At 70.5% G+C, this 17409-nt stretch carries 17 protein-coding genes; 13 read left to right on the plus strand and 4 right to left on the minus strand.

What is annotated here, in order from left to right:
• Positions 1-59 precede the first annotated feature (59 nt).
• Positions 60-1985: a threonine--tRNA ligase gene (thrS, locus tag RBR11_RS02315; protein ID WP_308487796.1), complete on the plus strand. Its 1926-nt coding sequence runs from the start codon at positions 60-62 to the stop codon at positions 1983-1985.
• The gene (locus RBR11_RS02320; RefSeq protein ID WP_308487671.1) at positions 1982-2548 is read left to right on the plus strand and encodes an HIT family protein; all 567 of its coding nucleotides are present in this window, start codon (positions 1982-1984) and stop codon (positions 2546-2548) included. Before thrS ends, RBR11_RS02320 begins: the two co-directional genes overlap by 4 nt.
• A gap of 133 nt (positions 2549-2681) precedes the next feature.
• On the opposite strand, the gene pdxY is transcribed toward RBR11_RS02320, so the two are convergent.
• Positions 2682-3533: a pyridoxal kinase PdxY gene (gene pdxY / locus RBR11_RS02325; protein ID WP_308487672.1), complete on the minus strand. Its 852-nt coding sequence runs from the start codon at positions 3531-3533 to the stop codon at positions 2682-2684.
• Between the two features lie 86 nt (positions 3534-3619).
• On the opposite strand from pdxY, the gene pdxS reads away from it, so the two are divergent.
• The 11 genes from pdxS (at position 3620) to RBR11_RS02380 (ending at position 14764) form a co-directional block, all read left to right on the plus strand.
• Positions 3620-4522: a pyridoxal 5'-phosphate synthase lyase subunit PdxS gene (pdxS, locus tag RBR11_RS02330; RefSeq protein WP_308487673.1), complete on the plus strand. Its 903-nt coding sequence runs from the start codon at positions 3620-3622 to the stop codon at positions 4520-4522.
• A complete protein-coding gene (gene pdxT / locus RBR11_RS02335; protein ID WP_308487797.1) occupies positions 4516-5127 on the plus strand; it encodes a pyridoxal 5'-phosphate synthase glutaminase subunit PdxT in 612 nt (203 codons plus the stop codon). The genes pdxS and pdxT overlap by 7 nt, the downstream gene beginning before the upstream one ends.
• Before the next feature lie 83 nt (positions 5128-5210).
• Positions 5211-5936 (plus strand): hemerythrin domain-containing protein, encoded by a 726-nt coding sequence (locus RBR11_RS02340; RefSeq protein WP_308487674.1) that lies wholly within the window; start codon positions 5211-5213, stop codon positions 5934-5936.
• Between the two features lie 111 nt (positions 5937-6047).
• Positions 6048-6806 carry a YebC/PmpR family DNA-binding transcriptional regulator gene (locus RBR11_RS02345; protein ID WP_308487675.1) on the plus strand — a complete coding sequence of 253 codons (759 nt, stop codon included), beginning with the start codon at positions 6048-6050 and terminating at the stop codon, positions 6804-6806.
• A gap of 123 nt (positions 6807-6929) precedes the next feature.
• A complete protein-coding gene (ruvC, locus tag RBR11_RS02350) occupies positions 6930-7520 on the plus strand; it encodes a crossover junction endodeoxyribonuclease RuvC (RefSeq protein WP_308487676.1) in 591 nt (196 codons plus the stop codon).
• Positions 7521-7529: 9 nt separating this feature from the next.
• Complete coding sequence (ruvA, locus tag RBR11_RS02355) at positions 7530-8132, plus strand: Holliday junction branch migration protein RuvA (RefSeq protein ID WP_308487677.1); 603 nt, start codon at positions 7530-7532, stop codon at positions 8130-8132.
• A complete protein-coding gene (gene ruvB / locus RBR11_RS02360; protein ID WP_308487678.1) occupies positions 8125-9153 on the plus strand; it encodes a Holliday junction branch migration DNA helicase RuvB in 1029 nt (342 codons plus the stop codon). Before ruvA ends, ruvB begins: the two co-directional genes overlap by 8 nt.
• Positions 9154-9228: 75 nt before the next feature.
• Complete coding sequence (locus tag RBR11_RS02365) at positions 9229-9669, plus strand: preprotein translocase subunit YajC (protein WP_308487679.1); 441 nt, start codon at positions 9229-9231, stop codon at positions 9667-9669.
• Between the two features lie 65 nt (positions 9670-9734).
• Positions 9735-11465, plus strand: coding sequence for a protein translocase subunit SecD (gene secD / locus RBR11_RS02370; RefSeq protein ID WP_308487680.1), 1731 nt, complete (start codon positions 9735-9737; stop codon positions 11463-11465).
• A complete protein-coding gene (secF, locus tag RBR11_RS02375; RefSeq protein ID WP_308487681.1) occupies positions 11465-12463 on the plus strand; it encodes a protein translocase subunit SecF in 999 nt (332 codons plus the stop codon). The genes secD and secF overlap by 1 nt, the downstream gene beginning before the upstream one ends.
• Positions 12464-12520: 57 nt before the next feature.
• Complete coding sequence (locus RBR11_RS02380) at positions 12521-14764, plus strand: RelA/SpoT family protein (RefSeq protein ID WP_308487682.1); 2244 nt, start codon at positions 12521-12523, stop codon at positions 14762-14764.
• On the opposite strand, the gene RBR11_RS02385 is transcribed toward RBR11_RS02380, so the two are convergent.
• From RBR11_RS02385 to RBR11_RS02395, 3 genes are all read right to left on the minus strand, one after another.
• Positions 14751-15338 carry a type IV toxin-antitoxin system AbiEi family antitoxin gene (locus tag RBR11_RS02385; protein ID WP_308487683.1) on the minus strand — a complete coding sequence of 196 codons (588 nt, stop codon included), beginning with the start codon at positions 15336-15338 and terminating at the stop codon, positions 14751-14753. The two genes, RBR11_RS02380 and RBR11_RS02385, sit on opposite strands and share 14 nt — an antisense overlap.
• A gap of 84 nt (positions 15339-15422) precedes the next feature.
• Positions 15423-16727, minus strand: a complete 1305-nt coding sequence (locus RBR11_RS02390; protein ID WP_308487798.1) for a DUF349 domain-containing protein — start codon at positions 16725-16727, stop codon at positions 15423-15425.
• Positions 16728-17052: 325 nt separating this feature from the next.
• A complete protein-coding gene (locus RBR11_RS02395; protein WP_308487684.1) occupies positions 17053-17352 on the minus strand; it encodes a hypothetical protein in 300 nt (99 codons plus the stop codon).
• Positions 17353-17409: the final 57 nt, after the last annotated feature.

A 17409-nucleotide genomic window follows, 5' to 3' on the forward strand; every position in this document is an offset into this window, starting at 1 on the left:
GCGACGGCTTCGCCCTCTACGGCCCGGAAGGACCGTTCAGCGACCGCTCCGTCGTCGCGATGCTCGTCAACGGGCAGCAGAAGGACCTCGCCGCCGTCATCACCGAGGACGACGTCGTCGAGCCCATCACCATCGACAGCCCGGAGGGCCTCGCGATCCTCCGCCACTCCACCGCGCACGTGCTCGCCCAGGCGGTGCAGCGCATCAAGCCGCAGGCCAACCTCGGCATCGGCCCGCCCATCACCGACGGCTTCTACTACGACTTCGGCGTGGACACCCCGTTCACCCCGGAGGACGTCAAGGCGATCTCCAAGGAGATGCAGCGGATCCAGCGCGAGGGGCAGCGGTTCGTGCGCCGCGTCGTCACCGACGACGAGGCCCGCGCGGAGCTCGCCGACGAGCCGTTCAAGCTCGAGCTGATCGGGCTCAAGGGCGGCAAGGAGGCGGCCGAGGGCGCCTCCGTCGAGGTCGGCGAGGGCGAGCTGACCATCTACGACAACGTCACCAAGGACGGCGAGGTCGCCTGGAAGGACCTGTGCCGTGGCCCGCACCTGCCGAGCACCCGCCTGATCGGCAACGGCTGGGACCTCACCCGGATCGCCGCCGCCTACTGGCGCGGATCCGAGAAGAACCCGCAGCTGCAGCGCATCTACGGGACCGCCTGGCCGTCGAAGGACGAGCTGCGCGCCTACCAGCAGCGCCTCGAGGAGGCCGCCAAGCGCGACCACCGGCGCCTCGGCAAGGAGCTCGATCTGTTCTCGTTCCCGGACGAGATCGGATCCGGCCTGTCGGTGTGGCACCCCCGCGGCGGCATCATCCGCGGCGAGATGGAGCAGCACGCACGCCGCCGGCACATCGCTGCCGGGTACAACTACGTGTACACCCCGCACATCTCGAAGGAGGATCTGTTCCTCGCCTCGAACCACCTCGTCACCTACCGCGACGGCATGTTCCCGCCGATCCGGATGGATGAGGAGCGCGACGAGAACGGGCACGTCACCAAGCACGGCCAGGACTACTACCTGAAGCCGATGAACTGCCCGATGCACATCCTCATCTACAAGGAGCGCGCGCGCAGCTACCGCGACCTGCCGCTGCGTCTCGCCGAGAACGGCACCGTTTACCGGTACGAGCTCTCCGGCGCGCTGCACGGCCTCACCCGCGTGCGCGGCTTCACCCAGGACGACTCGCACCTGTTCGTCACCCCGGAGCAGCTGGAGACCGAGGTCGCCAAGGTCCTCGAGTTCATCCTGTCGATGCTCCGCGACTTCGGCCTGAGCGACTTCGAGCTCGAGCTCTCGATGCGCGACGACGAGAAGGGTAAGTGGATCGGCTCCGACGAGTTCTGGGACTACTCCACCGACGCGCTGCGCAGCGTGGCCCTGGCGTCCGGACTCAAGCTCACCGAGGTCCCCGGTGAGGCGGCGTTCTACGGTCCGAAGATCGACCTGAAGACCACCGACGCGATCGGCCGGGTGTGGCAGCTGTCCACCGTGCAGGTCGACCCGAACCTGCCGGAGCGCTTCGGCCTGGAGTTCACCGATAAGGACGGCCAGAAGAAGCGTCCGATCATGATCCACCGGGCGCTGTTCGGCTCGATCGAACGGTTCTTCGCGATCCTCCTCGAGCACTACGCCGGGGACTTCCCGCTCTGGCTCTCGCCGGTCCAGGTCGTCGGCGTGCCCGTCGCCGAGGCGTTCGCGGACTACCTCGACGACGCGGTGGCGGCCCTCCGCGAGGCGGGCGTGCGCGCCGAGGTCGACCACTCCGACGAGCGCATGCAGAAGAAGATCCGCAACCACACCACCGGCAAGGTGCCGCTCATCCTCATCGCGGGCGAGCAGGACCGTGCCGCGGGCACCGTCTCGTTCCGGTTCCGCGACGGATCCCAGGAGAACGGCGTGCCGCTGGCGGAGGCCGTGGAGCGGGTGCGCCGGGCGATCGAGTCGCACGCGCTCGTGCAGTCGGCGGGCGATCTGGCATGACCATTCCCGGGGGCGGCGGCTTCGGCGGCGACGCCGGGCTCGCCGACGACGCGCGCCTCGCCGGCGTCCCCGACGAGTTCCAGCGGCTCTGGGTCCCGCATCGGATGGCGTACATCCAGGCGGGGCCCGAGCCGCTGCGCGCGGCGTGCCCGTTCTGCGACGCGCCCAAGCACCCGGACGAGGAGCGGCTGATCGTCGCGCGGGGTCGCACGTCCTACGTGCTGCTGAACCTGTTCCCGTACAACTCCGGTCACCTGCTCGTCTGCCCGTACCGGCACATCGCCACGTACGACCAGGCGACCCCGGAGGAGGTCGCCGAGATCGGGGCGCTCACGCAGACCGCCATGCGCGTACTCAAGGACACCGCGCGCTGCGACGGCTTCAATCTCGGCATGAACCAGGGCGCCGTGGCCGGTGCCGGCGTCGACGCGCACCTGCACCAGCACATCGTGCCGCGCTGGGCGTCGGATGCGAACTTCTTCCCGATCGTCGCCCGGACCCGCGCCCTGCCGCAGCTGCTCGGCGACGTCCGCACCACGATCGCGAACGCCTGGCCGCTCTGAAAGCCGCCGTTCCCGGTCGTTGAGCGAGGACGGCGAAGCCGACCGAGACGAAACGCGGTTCCTCTCGGATCACCGCGTTTCGTCTCCCTCCTCGCTGCGCTCGGTGCTCGCTCAACGACCCCGAAGAAGAGGGTCAGCGGACCTGCGCGACCTCGAACTGCTCGCGCGGGTGCGCGTAGGCCTCCTGCGACTCGACGAGCTGCAGCTCCCGTTCGCCCGATTCGAGCGTCGCAGCGAGCAGGTCGAACACGCTCGACGCCGTCTTGCGGAGCGCCTCGGCCGCGGACCCCGATCGCACGTAGTGCGCGGTGAACAGCGCCGCCGTGACGTCCCCGGATCCGTTCGCCTTCATCGGCAGCTGCGGGGTCTGCACGATCCAGGCGCCGCTGTCGTCGACCGCGAGCATCTCGATCGTGCCCTCCGGCCGGTCCGGGCGCTCGACGCTGGTGACCAGGACTGTGCGCGGCCCCATCGCCCGCGCCGCGTCGACCGACGCGAGCGTGGACTCGAGCGTGTCGGGGGAGGTGCCGGTCAGGTAGCCGAGTTCGAACTGGTTCGGCGTGATGATGTCGGCGACCGGGACGACGCGGTCGCGGAGCAGCTCCGGGATCGCCGGCGCGACGAAGCAGCCCGACTTCGCGTTGCCCATGACCGGGTCGCACGCGTACACCGCGTTCGGGTTTGCGGCCTTGACCCGCGCGACGGCGTCGATGATGACGTCGGCGATGCCCTCGCCGCCCTGATAGCCGGAGAGGATCGCGTCGACCTGGCCGAGCACGCCGCGCTCCTCGATGCCGGTGATGACCTCGCGCACGTCCTCGGGGGCGATGAGCGGGCCGCGCCACGCGCCGTAGCCGGTGTGGTTCGAGAAGTTCACCGTGTAGACGGGCAGCACCTCGACGCCGATGCGCTGCAGCGGGAACACCGCGGCGGAGTTGCCCACGTGGCCGTACGCGACGGCGGACTGGATCGAGAGGATCTTCATGCCTCGATCCTCCCATCCGCCCGGGAGGTGTCCTGACGTGTCGGGCCGTCCGCGAAGACATGGCCAGACAGCGTATGCTTTGGCCTATGACAGAACTTGCACCCGACTCCACCACCGGCACCGGCCGCGTCAAGCGCGGACTCGCGGAGATGCTGAAGGGCGGCGTCATCATGGACGTCGTCACCCCCGACCAGGCGAAGATCGCCGAGGACGCGGGCGCCGTCGCCGTCATGGCGCTCGAGCGGGTCCCGGCCGACATCCGCGCGCAGGGCGGCGTCTCCCGGATGAGCGACCCCGATATGATCGACGGCATCATCTCCGCTGTCTCGATCCCGGTGATGGCGAAGGCCCGCATCGGCCACTTCGTCGAGGCGCAGGTGCTGCAGGAGCTCGGCGTCGACTACATCGACGAGTCCGAGGTGCTTTCGCCTGCCGACTACGTCAACCACATCGACAAGTGGGGCTTCAAGGTCCCCTTCGTCTGCGGCGCCACCAACCTGGGTGAGGCCCTGCGCCGGATCACCGAGGGCGCGGCGATGATCCGCTCCAAGGGCGAGGCCGGCACCGGCGACGTCTCCGAGGCGATGAAGCACATCCGCACGATCCGCGGCGAGATCGCCCGGCTCACGTCGCTCTCCAAGGACGAGCTGTACGTCGCCGCCAAGGAGCTGCAGGCGCCGTACGAGCTCGTCGCCGAGATCGCCGAGCGCGGCGCTCTCCCGGTCGTCATGTTCGTCGCGGGCGGCGTCGCCACCCCGGCCGACGCCGCGATGATGATGCAGCTCGGCGCCGACGGCGTGTTCGTCGGATCCGGCATCTTCAAGTCGGGCGACCCCGTCGCGCGCGCCGCGGCGATCGTCAAGGCCACCGCCGCCTACGACGACCCCGCCGTGATCGCGCAGGTCTCCCGGGGCCTCGGCGAGGCCATGGTCGGCATCAACGTCGCCGACCTGCCCGCGCCGCACCGTCTCGCGGAGCGCGGCTGGTGACATCCGCCCTCCGGATCGGGGTGCTCGCACTGCAGGGCGATGTCCGCGAGCACGCAGCGATCCTCACCTCGCTCGGGGCGGAGACGGTCGCCGTCCGCCGCCCCGAGCAGATGCTCGGCCTGGACGGGCTCGTTCTGCCCGGCGGCGAGTCCAGCGTGATCGACAAGCTGTCGCGGATCTTCGACCTGCGCCGCCCGATCCTCGACGCGATCGCCGACGGGATGCCGATGTACGGCACCTGCGCCGGCCTGATCCTGCTCGCCGACGACATCGAGGGAGCGATCGACGGACAGCTCACCTTCGGCGGGCTCGACGTCACGGTCGCGCGGAACGCGTTCGGCGGGCAGGTCGAGTCCTTCGAGACCGAGCTCGCGGTCGCCGGGATCGACGGGGCGGTGGCGGCGACGTTCATCCGCGCCCCGCTGATCACCCGGGTGGGCCCGCGGGCGCGAGCCATCGCCTCGCTGCCGGACGGCGGCGTCGTCGCGGTCGAGCAGGGCAACCTGCTGGGCACGAGCTTCCACCCGGAGATGAACGGCGAGACGCGCCTGCACGAGCGGCTGCTCGACCTCGCGCACGCCCGCCGCGTCGCCCGCGCCGCGTAGCGATCCGGATCCGTTGTGCTCTCTGAGCGGAAGGTCTAGCCTTCCGCTCAGAGACGGATCCGAGAGCGCAACTGGGGGCGACGATGTCCGACTTCTTCACCATGCAGCCCGGAGAGACCGCGGCACCGGTGCCGGACGGACCCGTCCTGTGCCCCGCATCCGCCGGCATGCGGCGCATCCACCGCGTCTTCCTGTGGGCGTACGACGAGGCGCCGGGCCTCGCCCGCTCCGCGTCCGACGGCGACACGGCGCGCGCGGCCTACGTCGCAGAGGTCCTCGGCAACTTCGACAAGCTGCTGCACGTGCACCACGAGGGCGAGGACCTCCTGATGTACCCGAAGCTGCGGGAGCGCGCCCCCGCCTGCGCCCTGCACGCTCAGGAGATGATCGGGCAGCACGAGGAGGTCAAGCGGCACCTCGACGACATCGAGCCGGTCAGGCAGCGGTGGGCGCGGACCGCGGACGCGTCGGTCGGCGAGGAGCTCGCCGAGCGCTACGAGGCGCTGTCGGCGCTGCTCAAGGTGCATCTGCGTCGCGAGGTGACCGAGGTCACGCCCGCCGTCGAGAAGGTGCTCACCGAGAAGGAGCTCGGCGAGCTCGCCAGCCATGGCGTGGACTCGTTCGACAAGAAGGTCGTGCTCGCCTACCTCGGCATGATCCTCGCGACCAATCCGCCGGGGGAGAGGGAGGAGTTCTTCCGCGACATCCCGTTCCCGATCCGGATGGCGTACCGGCTCGTCGGCCGCCGGCTCTACCGCGCGCAGTACGCGGAGCTGTTCCCCGGCCGGGCCGTTCCCGCGACCCTCTGACGGCGTTCGGAGCGGCCTGCCACCCACGACGGGTGTCGCCTCCGACGGGGTTCGTTAGAATGGACGATGCCCTGCGGGACGTTCCACGGGGTGAACACGAGCGGGAGACATATGTCCGGGCATTCCAAGTGGGCCACGACCAAGCACAAGAAGGCCGTCATCGACGCGCGCCGTGCCAAGTCCTGGGCCAAGCTCATCAAGAACATCGAGGTCGCGGCCAAGCTCGGCGGTGCCGACCTCGCGGGCAACCCCACCCTCTTCGACGCCGTCCTGAAGGCCAAGAAGACCTCCGTCCCGAAGGACAACATCGACCGCGCCATCAAGCGCGGCGCCGGCATCGGCGGCGAGTCGGTCGAGTACGCCTCGATCATGTACGAGGGCTACGGCGCGAATGGCGTGGCGCTCATGATCGAGTGTCTGACCGACAACAAGAACCGCGCCGCCGCCGAGGTGCGCACGGCTCTCAGCCGCAACGGCGGGACGCTCGCGGATCCCGGCAGCGTCGCCTACAACTTCACCCGCAAGGGCGTCATCGTCGTCGACGGCGAGGGCACCACCGAGGACGACGTCATGATGGCGGCCCTCGAGGCCGGCGCCGAGGAGATCGAGCCGCACGCGCAGGGCTTCGAGGTCATCACCGACGCCTCCGACCTCGTCGCGGTGCGCACTGCGCTGCAGGAGGCGGGCATCGAGTACGAATCGGCCGACGTCGAGTTCGTGCCGAACCTCAAGGTCGAGATCGACGCCGACGCGGCGCGCAAGATCTTCCGTCTCATCGACGCCCTCGAGGACAGCGACGACGTGCAGAACGTGTACGCGAACTTCGACCTCACCGCCGAGGTCCAGGCCGAGCTCGAGGAAGACGAGTAGGCCGCACCCGCGGACCGCTCCCGACGGCCGCGCCGCGATCGCTCCGGCGATCCGGCGCGGCCGTCCGCGTCTCCGGCCGCGCGCCTCGCCGCGGGGGAGTGCAGCCCCGCCTAGCCTGGGATGATGACGGCGACGAGAAGGGTGCTCGGGATCGACCCGGGGCTCACCCGGTGCGGCGTCGGCGTCGTGGACGTCGACCCGATGCGCCGCGGCACCCTGGTGCACGTCGGCGTGATCCGCACGCCCGTCGACGCGCCGATCGGTGAGCGCCTCGCCGCCGTCGCCGCGGGCATCCGGGCCGTGATCGCCGAGCACGCCCCCGACGCCGTCGCGGTCGAGCGCGTCTTCGCGCAGCAGAACAGCCACACCGTGATGGGTACGGCCCAGGCCAGCGGCGTTGCACTGCTCATCGCCGCCGAGCACGGACTGCCCGCCGCCACGCACACGCCGAGCGAGGTGAAGGCGGCGGTGACCGGATACGGATCCGCGGACAAGAAGCAGGTGCAGGCGATGATCGCCCGGATCCTGCGGCTGGACGCTCCGCCACAGCCGGCCGATGCCGCCGACGCCCTGGCGATCGCCCTGTGCCACGCCTGGCGGGGTCCGGGTCTCACCGCCGGAACCGCGGCATCGGGAGGCGCGCAGACGCCCGCGCAGAAGGCCTGGGCGGACGCGGAGCGTGTCGCTCGAACATATCTACGAGCACGTGCGTAGACTTCTGCCATGATCTCCTCGCTCCGCGGCACCGTGCTGTCCGCGACCTCTGACTCCGTGATCGTCGAGGTCGGCGGCGTCGGCTTCTCCGTGGCGGTCCCGGGCGACGTCGCGCACACCGCCCGCATCGGTCACGAGCTGCGGCTGCACACGTCACTGATCGTCCGCGAGGACGCACTGTCCCTCTACGGTTTCGCCGATCCCACCGAGCTCGAGGTGTTCGGGCACCTGCTCGGGGTCACCGGGGTGGGTCCGAAGTCAGCACTCGGCGTGCTCTCGCACCTGTCCGTCGATCAGATCGCCTCCGCCGTCGCGGACGATGACGACGCCCCGTTCCGTCGCGTCTCCGGCATCGGCCCGAAGACCGCCAAGCTCATCGTCGTCCAGCTCGCCGGCAAGCTGCAGCCGCCCGCCGCGACGCCGACCAAGGCCTCCGTGGACGACGAGGTCACGACGCAGCTCGTGGCCGCGCTCATCGGGCTCGGCTGGACCGAGCGCGTGGCCGCGGAGGCCGCGGAGCGCAGCACGGCCGACGCCTCCGAGACCGAGCGCGGATCCGTGGCGCTCCTCCTGCGCCGCACCCTGGCGACCCTGGGGCCGGCGCGTGGCTGAGTTCCGGGATTCCGGCGAGGCCGTCGACGAGGTCGAGCTCGCGATCGAGGGCGCCCTGCGCCCGGCCAGCCTCGACGAGTTCGTCGGCCAGCACAAGGTCCGCGGGCAGATGAAGCTCCTGCTCGACGCGGCGCGCATCCAGGAGCGCCCCGCCGACCACATCCTGCTGTCCGGCCCTCCCGGGCTCGGCAAGACCACCCTGGCGATGATCGTCGCGCACGAGAGCGGCCGGGCGCTGCGCATGTCCAGCGGCCCCGCGATCCAGCACGCCGGCGACCTCGCCGCCCTGCTGTCCAGCCTCACGCCCGGCGAGGTCCTGTTCATCGACGAGATCCACCGCATGGCGCGCTCCGCGGAGGAGATGCTGTACCTCGCCATGGAGGACTTCCGGATCGACATCATGGTCGGCAAGGGCGCGGGTGCGACGAGCATCCCGCTCGAGTTGGCCCCGTTCACCCTCGTGGGCGCGACCACCCGCTCCGGCCTGCTCCCGAATCCCCTCCGCGACCGCTTCGGGTTCACCGCCCATCTGGAGTACTACGACCCCGAGGAGCTGGAGCGGGTCGTCGAGCGCTCGGCGATCGTCCTCGGCGTGGAGGTGCCGGCCGTCGCCCGCGCCGAGATCGCCCGCCGCTCCCGGGGCACGCCCCGCATCGCGAACCGGCTGCTGCGCCGCGTGCGCGACTACGCCCTCGTGCACGGCGGGGGGTCCTCGGCATCCGTCGAGGACGTGCGCGCCGCGCTCGAGCTCTACGACGTCGACCGCATCGGCTTGGACCGGCTGGACCGGGCGGTGCTGGACGCGATCGTGCGTCGGTTCCGCGGCGGACCGGTGGGCCTCAGCACTCTCGCGGTGTCGGTGGGCGAGGAGCCGGACACCATCGAGAGCGTCGTCGAGCCGTACCTCGTGCGGATCGGATTCATGGGGCGTACGCCGCGCGGCCGGATCGCGATGCCGGAGGCTTACGCCCACCTGGGAGTGGCCCATCCCGAGGGGGCCGCGCTTTTCGATGACCTATAATCGCTGAAGACTTCCACCGTCCCCCTCTTTTGCGTGCCATCGGTGGCGCGCATGCCCGAAAGGCCCTGCTTCCGCATGAACATCATGAACTTCCTCTCCCAGTACGGTCTCTTCATCGTCCTGGCGATCCTCCTCGTCTTCATGGTGCTCAGCACCCGCCGGCGCAACGCCCGGATGAAGCAGGAGCAGGAGAAGAAGGCGAACGAGACCGTCCCGGGCGCGAAGGTGCTGCTGCAGGGCGGCCTGTACGGCACGATCGTCGCGTTCGACCCGCAGAACCTGGACCGTCCTGCCGAGGTGGAGATCGCCCCGGGCGTCGTCATCGAGGTGCACTCGCAGGCGATCCTGCGCGTCGTCGAGGAGGAGCAGGCCGCTCCCGCCGCGGAGGAGGAGCACACCCCCCTCGACGAGCGCACCCCGCTGGACGAGCGCCCCGCCGCGCAGGACGACGTCCCGGTCGAGACCGCCGAGGAGACCCGCGCCCGTCTGGAGCGCGACGCGGACGACAAGAACTGACTCGGACCCGCTCTCGCTGAAGCCCATGCTCGCTGAGAGCCCCTCCTAGAAAGCGACGAACCTTCGTGGCATCTTCTTCCCCCGTCAAGCACGCCTGGCGGGTCCTTCTCGGTCTGCTCATCGCGACCGGTGTGCTGTTCGCGATCAACGCGGGCGGCGTGCTCTTCAGCAAGAGTTCCTGGACCCCTGCGCTCGCCCTCGACCTGCAGGGCGGCACGCAGATCATCCTCAGCGCGCAGACGCCGAACGGATCCGCGCCGACCAGCGACCAGCTGGACCAGGCCGCGCAGATCATCCGCCAGCGTGTGGACGCCTCGGGCGTCGGCGAGGCCGACATCACCACCGAGGGCGGCCGCAACATCGTGGTCCAGATCCCGGGCAAGGCGGACGACGCCACGCGCAACCGCATCCAGGCCAGCGCAAAGCTCGAGCTGCGCCCGGTGCTCGCGGCGACCGACCCGGCGACCTCGTTCGTCGGACAGGACGGCAAGCAGACGCCCTACCCGACGGCCGGGCCGGATCTCGCGTCCACGCCGTCGCCCAAGCCGACCGACGGCAGCGACCTCTCCTGGGTCACGCCGAAGCTGCAGGCGCAGTTCCTCTCGTACGACTGCAAGACCAAGCGCGACGCCTCGCGACTGCCGGCGGACCAGCCGCTCATCGCGTGCGACGAGAACGGCCAGGCGAAGTACCTGCTCGGTCCCGTCGCGCTCGACGGCACGTCCATCAGCGACGCCATCAGCGGCATGAACCAGCAGAACGGCCAGTGGGAGGTGAACCTCACCTTCGACTCCAAGGGCACGAAGATCTTCGGCGATGTCAGCCAGCGCCTCTACGCCTACAAGGGTCAGGGCCTCAGCCCCCGCGACCAGTTCGCGTTCGTGCTGGACGGCTCGGTCGTCTCCGCGCCGTCCATGAACGGCATCATCCTCGACGGCCGGCCCTCGATCAGCGGATCCTTCACCCAGGAGACGGCGAAGACCCTCGCCGACCAGCTCAAGTACGGCGCGCTGCCGCTCAGCTTCAAGGTGGAGAGCTCCGACACGATCTCCGCGACCCTCGGCTCTCAGCAGCTGCAGATCGGTCTCATCGCCGGCCTCATCGGCCTCGCGCTGGTCGCCGCCTACTCGCTGCTGAGCTACCGGGCGCTCGGCTTCGTGATCGTCGCGTCGATCGCGGTGATGGCCGTGCTCACGTACATCATCATCAGCATCCTCGCGTGGCGGATCGGCTTCCGCCTGTCCCTCGCGGGCGTCGCCGGTCTGATCGTGTCGATCGGATTCACCGCCGACTCGTTCATCGTCTACTTCGAACGCATCCGGGACGAGCTGCGCGACGGCAAGTCGATCACCGGCGCGGTCGAGGACGGCTGGGGTCGCGCCAAGCGCACGATCTACATCTCGAAGTCGATCAACGTGCTCGCGGCCGTGGTGCTCTACATCCTCGCCGACGCGACGGTGAAGGGCTTCGCGTTCACGCTCGGCCTCACCACACTCATCGACGTGTCGATCTTCGTGATCTTCACGCACCCCGTGATGCAGATCCTGGCCCGCACCCGCTTCTTCGGCGACGGCCACCCGCTGTCCGGCATGGATCCGGAGGCCCTGGGGGCCGTGTACCGCACGCGCACTCAGTACCGTGAGGTCGCGACCGCCTCGCAGGGGAAGGCTGCTCGCGCGGCCCGTTCCCGGGGCGAGGCCGAGCGCCGCCAGACCATCGCCGAGCGCAAGCGCGCGGAGGCTCTTGCGAGCGCGGAGTCGGGTTCGTCCCGCTCCGGGAACGAGGAGAACGACTGATGCGTTCCATGAACGAGTTCGGCAACGACCTCTACTCCGGAAAGACCTCCTTCCCGTTCGTCGGAAAGCGGCGGATCTGGTTCATCATCGCGATCCTGCTCGTGGTGGGATCGGTCCTCGTCCCGCTGGTCCGCCCCGTGCAGTTCTCGATCGAGTTCACCGGCGGCTCCCAGTTCACCGTCGAGGCCCCGGCGGACCGGAACCAGAACCTCGCGACGCAGGCCGTGCACACGATCACCCCCGCGATCACGACCAAGGTGACGACCGTCAGCAACCGCGACATCCGCGTGCAGACCGGCCAGATGGAGCCGGAGCAGACCACGCAGGTCGCCGCGGCGCTGGCCAAGGCCTACAACGTGCCGGTCGACAAGGTGAACGCCTCGTTCATCGGCCCGAGCTGGGGCGCGAACGTGACCCGGCAGTCGCTGTGGGGCCTCGTGATCTTCCTCGCGCTGACCTTCCTGATCCTCGCGTTCTACTTCCGCACCTGGAAGATGTCCGCGGCGGCGATCCTCGGTCTGCTGGACGTGCTGATCATCACGATCGGCGTCTACGCGCTGGCCGGTTTCGAGATCTCGCCGGCGGCGGTGATCGGTTTCCTCACGATCCTCGCGTACTCGCTGTACGACACCACGGTCGTGTTCGACAAGATCCGCGAGAACACCACGGAAGAGGGCTCGAAGTCCGCCCGGACCTTCGGTGAATCGGTGAACCTCGCGGTGAACCAGACCCTCGTGCGGTCGATCAACACGGCGATCATCGCTGCGCTGCCCGTCGGCGCCATCCTGTTCATCGGCGCCTTCTGGCTCGGTGCGCAGACCCTGACGGACATCTCGCTGTCGATCTTCGTGGGCATCCTCGTGGCGACGTACTCGACGCTGTTCATGGCGGCGCCGCTGTACTCGCTGTTCCGCGAGAACGAGAAGTCGATCGCGGATCACGACAAGCGGGTCATCGAGGCGCGCAACCGCGCGACGATCGCCGCCGTCGAGGTCTGATCCGCCGATGCGCCGCGCCGACCTCCGCGCTTGTAGGATGATCTGCCTGGAGGTCGGATGAGCGAGGTCGGGACGACACAGGGATCCAGCCTGCGCAGACTGGTCCCTCGGATCTTCTCGCGCGCGCCCCGGATCAACGACCTCGACAACCTGATCCGCACCGTCCGGCAGAACCATCCCCGCGGCGACCTCTCGATCATCGAGCGCGCGTACGCGGTCGCGGCCGAGAAGCACCAGGGTCAGAAACGGCAGAGCGGCGAGCCGTACATCACGCATCCGCTCGCGGTGGCGCAGATCCTCGCGGACCTCGGCCTCGGCCCCCGGGCGATCGCGGCCGCCCTCCTGCACGACACCGTCGAGGACACCGGGTACGCGCTCACCGAGCTCGCCGCGACGTTCGGCGACGAGGTGGCGATGCTCGTCGACGGCGTCACCAAGCTCGACAAGGTCAAGTACGGCGACAGCGCCCAGGCGGAGACCGTCCGCAAGATGATCGTCGCGATGTCCAAGGACATCCGGGTGCTCATCATCAAGCTCGCCGACCGGCTGCACAACGCCCGCACCTGGGGCTTCGTCCCGCCGGAGAAGGCCGCGAAGAAGGCCACCGAGACGCTCGAGATCTACGCGCCGCTCGCGCACCGGCTGGGCATCCAGGCGATCAAGTCCGAGCTCGAGGACCTCTCCTTCGCAGTGCTGCACCCGAAGATCTATGCCGAGATCGACAGCCTCATCAAGCAGCGCACCCCGCAGCGCGAGAAGTACATCCGCGAGGTCGTCGACGCGGTGGAGAGCGACCTGCGCGACCTCCGGGTGCGCGGCAAGGTCGCCGGACGGCCGAAGCAGCTCTACTCCGTCTACCAGAAGATGGTCGTCCGCGGTCGCGAGTTCGACGACATCTACGACCTCATCGGGATCCGCGTCCTGGTCGGCACCGTACGCGACTGCTACGCCGTGCTCGGCGCGATCCACGCCCGCTGGACCCCGCTGCCCGGCCGGTTCAAGGACTACATCGCCACCCCGAAGTTCAACCTGTACCAGTCGCTGCACACGACCGTGATCGGCCCCGGCGGTCGCACCGTCGAGATCCAGATCCGCACGCACGAGATGCACCAGCAGGCCGAGTTCGGCGTCGCCGCGCACTGGATGTACAAGGAGCGGATGAACGGCGGCAAGGCCTCCACCGCCGACGCCGACATGACCTGGCTGGCGCACATCTCGGATTGGCAGGCGGAGACCGCCGACCCGAGCGAGTTCCTCGACTCGCTGCGCTTCGAGATCGGCGCGAAGGAGGTCTACGTCTTCACGCCGAAGGGCCGCGTGATCGGCCTGCCCTCCGGGGCGACGCCCGTCGACTTCGCGTACGCGGTGCACACCGAGATCGGCCACCGCACGATGGGCGCGAAGGTCAACGGCCGCCTCGTGCCGCTGGAGACCGCGCTGAACAGCGGCGATGTGGTCGAGGTGTTCACGTCGAAGAACCCGGACGCCGGGCCCAGCCAGGACTGGCTGACGTTCGTGAAGAGCACCCGCGCGCGCAACAAGATCCGCGGGTGGTTCACCAAGGAGCGCCGCGAGGAGGCGATCGAGCAGGGCAAGGAGGCGATCGCCCGTGCGATGCGCCGGCAGAACCTGCCCCTGCAGCGCCTGATGAACCAGGAGTCGTTCGCCGAGGTCGCGCGGCAGCTGCGCTACGAGGACGTCTCGGCGCTGTACGCAGCGGTCGGCGAGGGCCACGTGTCCACCCAGTCCGTGCTGGAGAAGGTCACGGCGCTCATCTCCGCGACCGAGGACACCAGCACCGGCACGATCGACCTGCCCGCGCACGGCCGCAGCCGCGCACCCCGCGAGGGCGATTCGGGCGTCCTGGTCCGCGGTGCGGCGGACATCCTGGTCAAGCTCGCGAAGTGCTGCACGCCCGTGCCGGGCGACGAGATCGTCGGGTTCGTCACCCGGGGGAGCGGCGTCTCCGTGCACCGCGCGGACTGCGTGAACGTCAAGGCGCTGTCCGCGGAGAAGGACCGCATGGTCGACGTGGAGTGGGCGCCGACCACGCGCAGCATCTTCCTCGTGCAGATCCAGGTCGAGGCGCTCGATCGGGCGGGCCTGCTCTCCGACGTCACCCGGGTGCTCAGCGAGCACCACGTGAACATCCTCTCGGCGACCGTGCAGACCACGTCGGACCGGCTGGCGCTGAGCCGCTTCGTGTTCGAGATGGGCGACACCGTGCACCTGGACCGGGTGCTGAACGCCGTCCGCCGCATCGACGCCGTGTACGACGTCTACCGGGTCACCTCGTCCTGACGCCCTGAGGCTCATCCGCCCCCCGTGCGGCCGTCGCCTCGGCGAGGAACTGCGCGGCGCGGCGGAAGCCGGGCCCGCGCGGTCCGGCGAGGAGCCGGCGCTCTGCGCGTGCGGCGAGGTCCGGATCCATCAGGACGAGGGCGCGGGCCCAGTCCCACCGCTCCGGCACGGTCGTGGGCCAGCGGACGAGGTCGATGAGCGTGCGCTCCGGGGCGGTCACGGCCGCACCGCCGATCCGGACGAGATCCTCGGGATCCAGCGCGGGGTCGTGGACGAGGATCCGGCGGCTCGCGGGTGCGCGGAGCCGGCGACCGACGGCGCTCTGCACCTCGTGCAGGTGCGGGGGAGCGTCGCCCGCGCCGTGGATCCACGCCGCGCTCATCCCCGCGAACGCGGCCTCGGGCATGGCCGCGATGAGCGGTGCCAGCGATGCGGCCCGCAGAGCGCCCGTCTCCACGAGGTCGGCGGGGGCGTAGGCCTCACCGAGCTCGACGACGTGCCCGTCCAGGCGCGCGGCACTGAGCTCGGCGCCGGACAGCCGGTCGCCGGGGAGATGGAGGAACGCGGGCTGCACGGGTCCAGTGTGGCGCAGACGACACAGGGCGGGGATCCGAGGATCCCCGCCCTGTGGACAACGCGGCCGGTGGCGTCGGGGTTTTCAGCCCTCGAGCGCGCTCAACCAGGCGCGACGGGCCTCGAGCGCCTCGGTCGCCTGCTTCAGCGCCTTCGCGTCACCCGACTTCTCGGCGGCGTCGCGCTCGGCCTCGAGCTTCTCGATGGCCTGCACGAGCTGCTCGCTCATGGCACCGGCGCGGGCCTTCGTCTCCGGGTTGTTGCGCTTCCAGTCGACGTCCTCGCGGCCCTTGAGCTCCTGCTCGATCGCGCGCAGGCGGTCGTCGAGCGCACGCTCCTTCTCACGCGGGAAGATCCGGCCGACCTCGTCCCACTGGCGCTGGATCCGGGTGAGCAGCGACCGCGCCTTCGCGAGATTCGCCTCCTCCGTGACGGCCTTCGCCTCATCGAGCAGAGCCGTGCGGGCCTCGATGCGCGGGGCGGACTCCGCCTCGGTCGCGGCGGACTGCTCGGCACGGGCCGAGTACAGTGCGTCGCCGGCGGCCTTGAACCGGGCCCAGAGCGCGTCGTCGGCCTTGCGGCCGGCGCGGCCCGCGGCCTTCCACTCGTCGAGCAGCCCGCGGTAGGCGGGGATCCCGTCGACGCCCTTGGGCGCGAGGGCCTCGGCCCGCTCCACGAGACGCGCCTTGCGGTCGCGCGCGGCCTTGTGGGTCTCGTCGAGCTCCGCGTAGAACGCGCGGCGCTGACGATCGACCGTGGCGCGGGCGTCACGGAAGCGCTTCCAGAGCTGGTTCGCGGCGCCCTTCGGCAGGCGCGGGCCGTTCTGCTGGTGGCTCTGCCACGCGTCGAACAGCGCGCCCATCTCCTCGGTGACCTTCTTCCACTGCACGGAGGAGAGGTCCTGGGCCGCGATGGCCTCGGAGCGCTCGACGAGGACGGTGCGCTCGGCGATCGCGGCATCGACCGCGGCCTTGGCCTCCTCGGCCTCGGCGGCGGACGCGTCGGCGAGCGAGGCGGTGAGGGCGTCGAGCCGGCCGCGGAGACCGGCGAGATCGCCCACGGCGGCGGCGTCGGTGACCTCGGCCACGAGGTGCGCCGCCTGCTTGGCGAGGTCGCCCGCGGTGGCACCGCCAGACTCCTTGCGCTGCTCGAGGGTGTTCACCTTGAACGCCAGGTCGTCGTACTTGCGCGCGAAGTAGGCGAGCGCCTCGGCCGGCGTCCCGTCGGGGTACTGGCCGACCACGCGCCACGTCTCGCCCTCGCGGACCGACACGGTGCCGTCGTCCTCGACGCGGCCCCACTCGGATGCGTCGACCGAACTCACCGGAGCGGGTGCGGCCGGGGCCGCGGGCACGACGGGGCGGATCGGGGAGGCCGGCGGGCGGGGCATCGCGGGCGGGCGCGGGGCCGGCACGGCGGCGGCGGGCGCCGGCGTCGCCGCGGGCGCCTCCTCGCCGGCCGGAGCTTCGTCGCTCGTCGGCGCGGACCCGGTCTCGGGCGTCTCGTCGGCCGCGGGCTCGGGCGTCTCGTCGGCCGCGGGCTCGGGGCTGTTCGCGGACTCGGCGTCGGTGGTGGGCTCTTCGTTGTTCGTGGGCTCTTCGGCAGACACGGTGAACTCCTTGCGCGGGCATGCCGCGGGAGGCGGAAAGGACATCGTCCAGCCTAGTACGCGGGCCGCGCGGGGGAGAGGCCGGTTGCGGCGGCGCGCCCTCGTGTCAGGGTGCGGGAGACGGAGCCGGCGTCCCGGGCGCGGCCGACGGGGCGGGCGCGGTCGGGGTCGAGGTCACGGTGGGCGTCGGCTTCGGCGCGGGAGCCGTCACCTGCGCGTGCACCACCTGGCTGACGACCGCCGCGATGACGATCAGGGACCCGGCGACGACCGCGATCGTGTTGTCGCGGACCCGGCGGCGCACGGTCCCGGTGTGCCAGTCCCGTCGCGCGGTGTGCAGTCGCAGACGCTCCTGCTCGACGCGAGCGCGCTGCTCGCGGGCGTTCGTCGGGCGGCGACCGGCCATGGATCCTCCTGGGATGTCGAGGATCGAGCCTAGCGTGCGGACGTCTGCCGTCCGCGC

Source organism: Microbacterium capsulatum, from assembly GCF_030865425.1.
Lineage (GTDB): Bacteria > Actinomycetota > Actinomycetes > Actinomycetales > Microbacteriaceae > Microbacterium > Microbacterium capsulatum.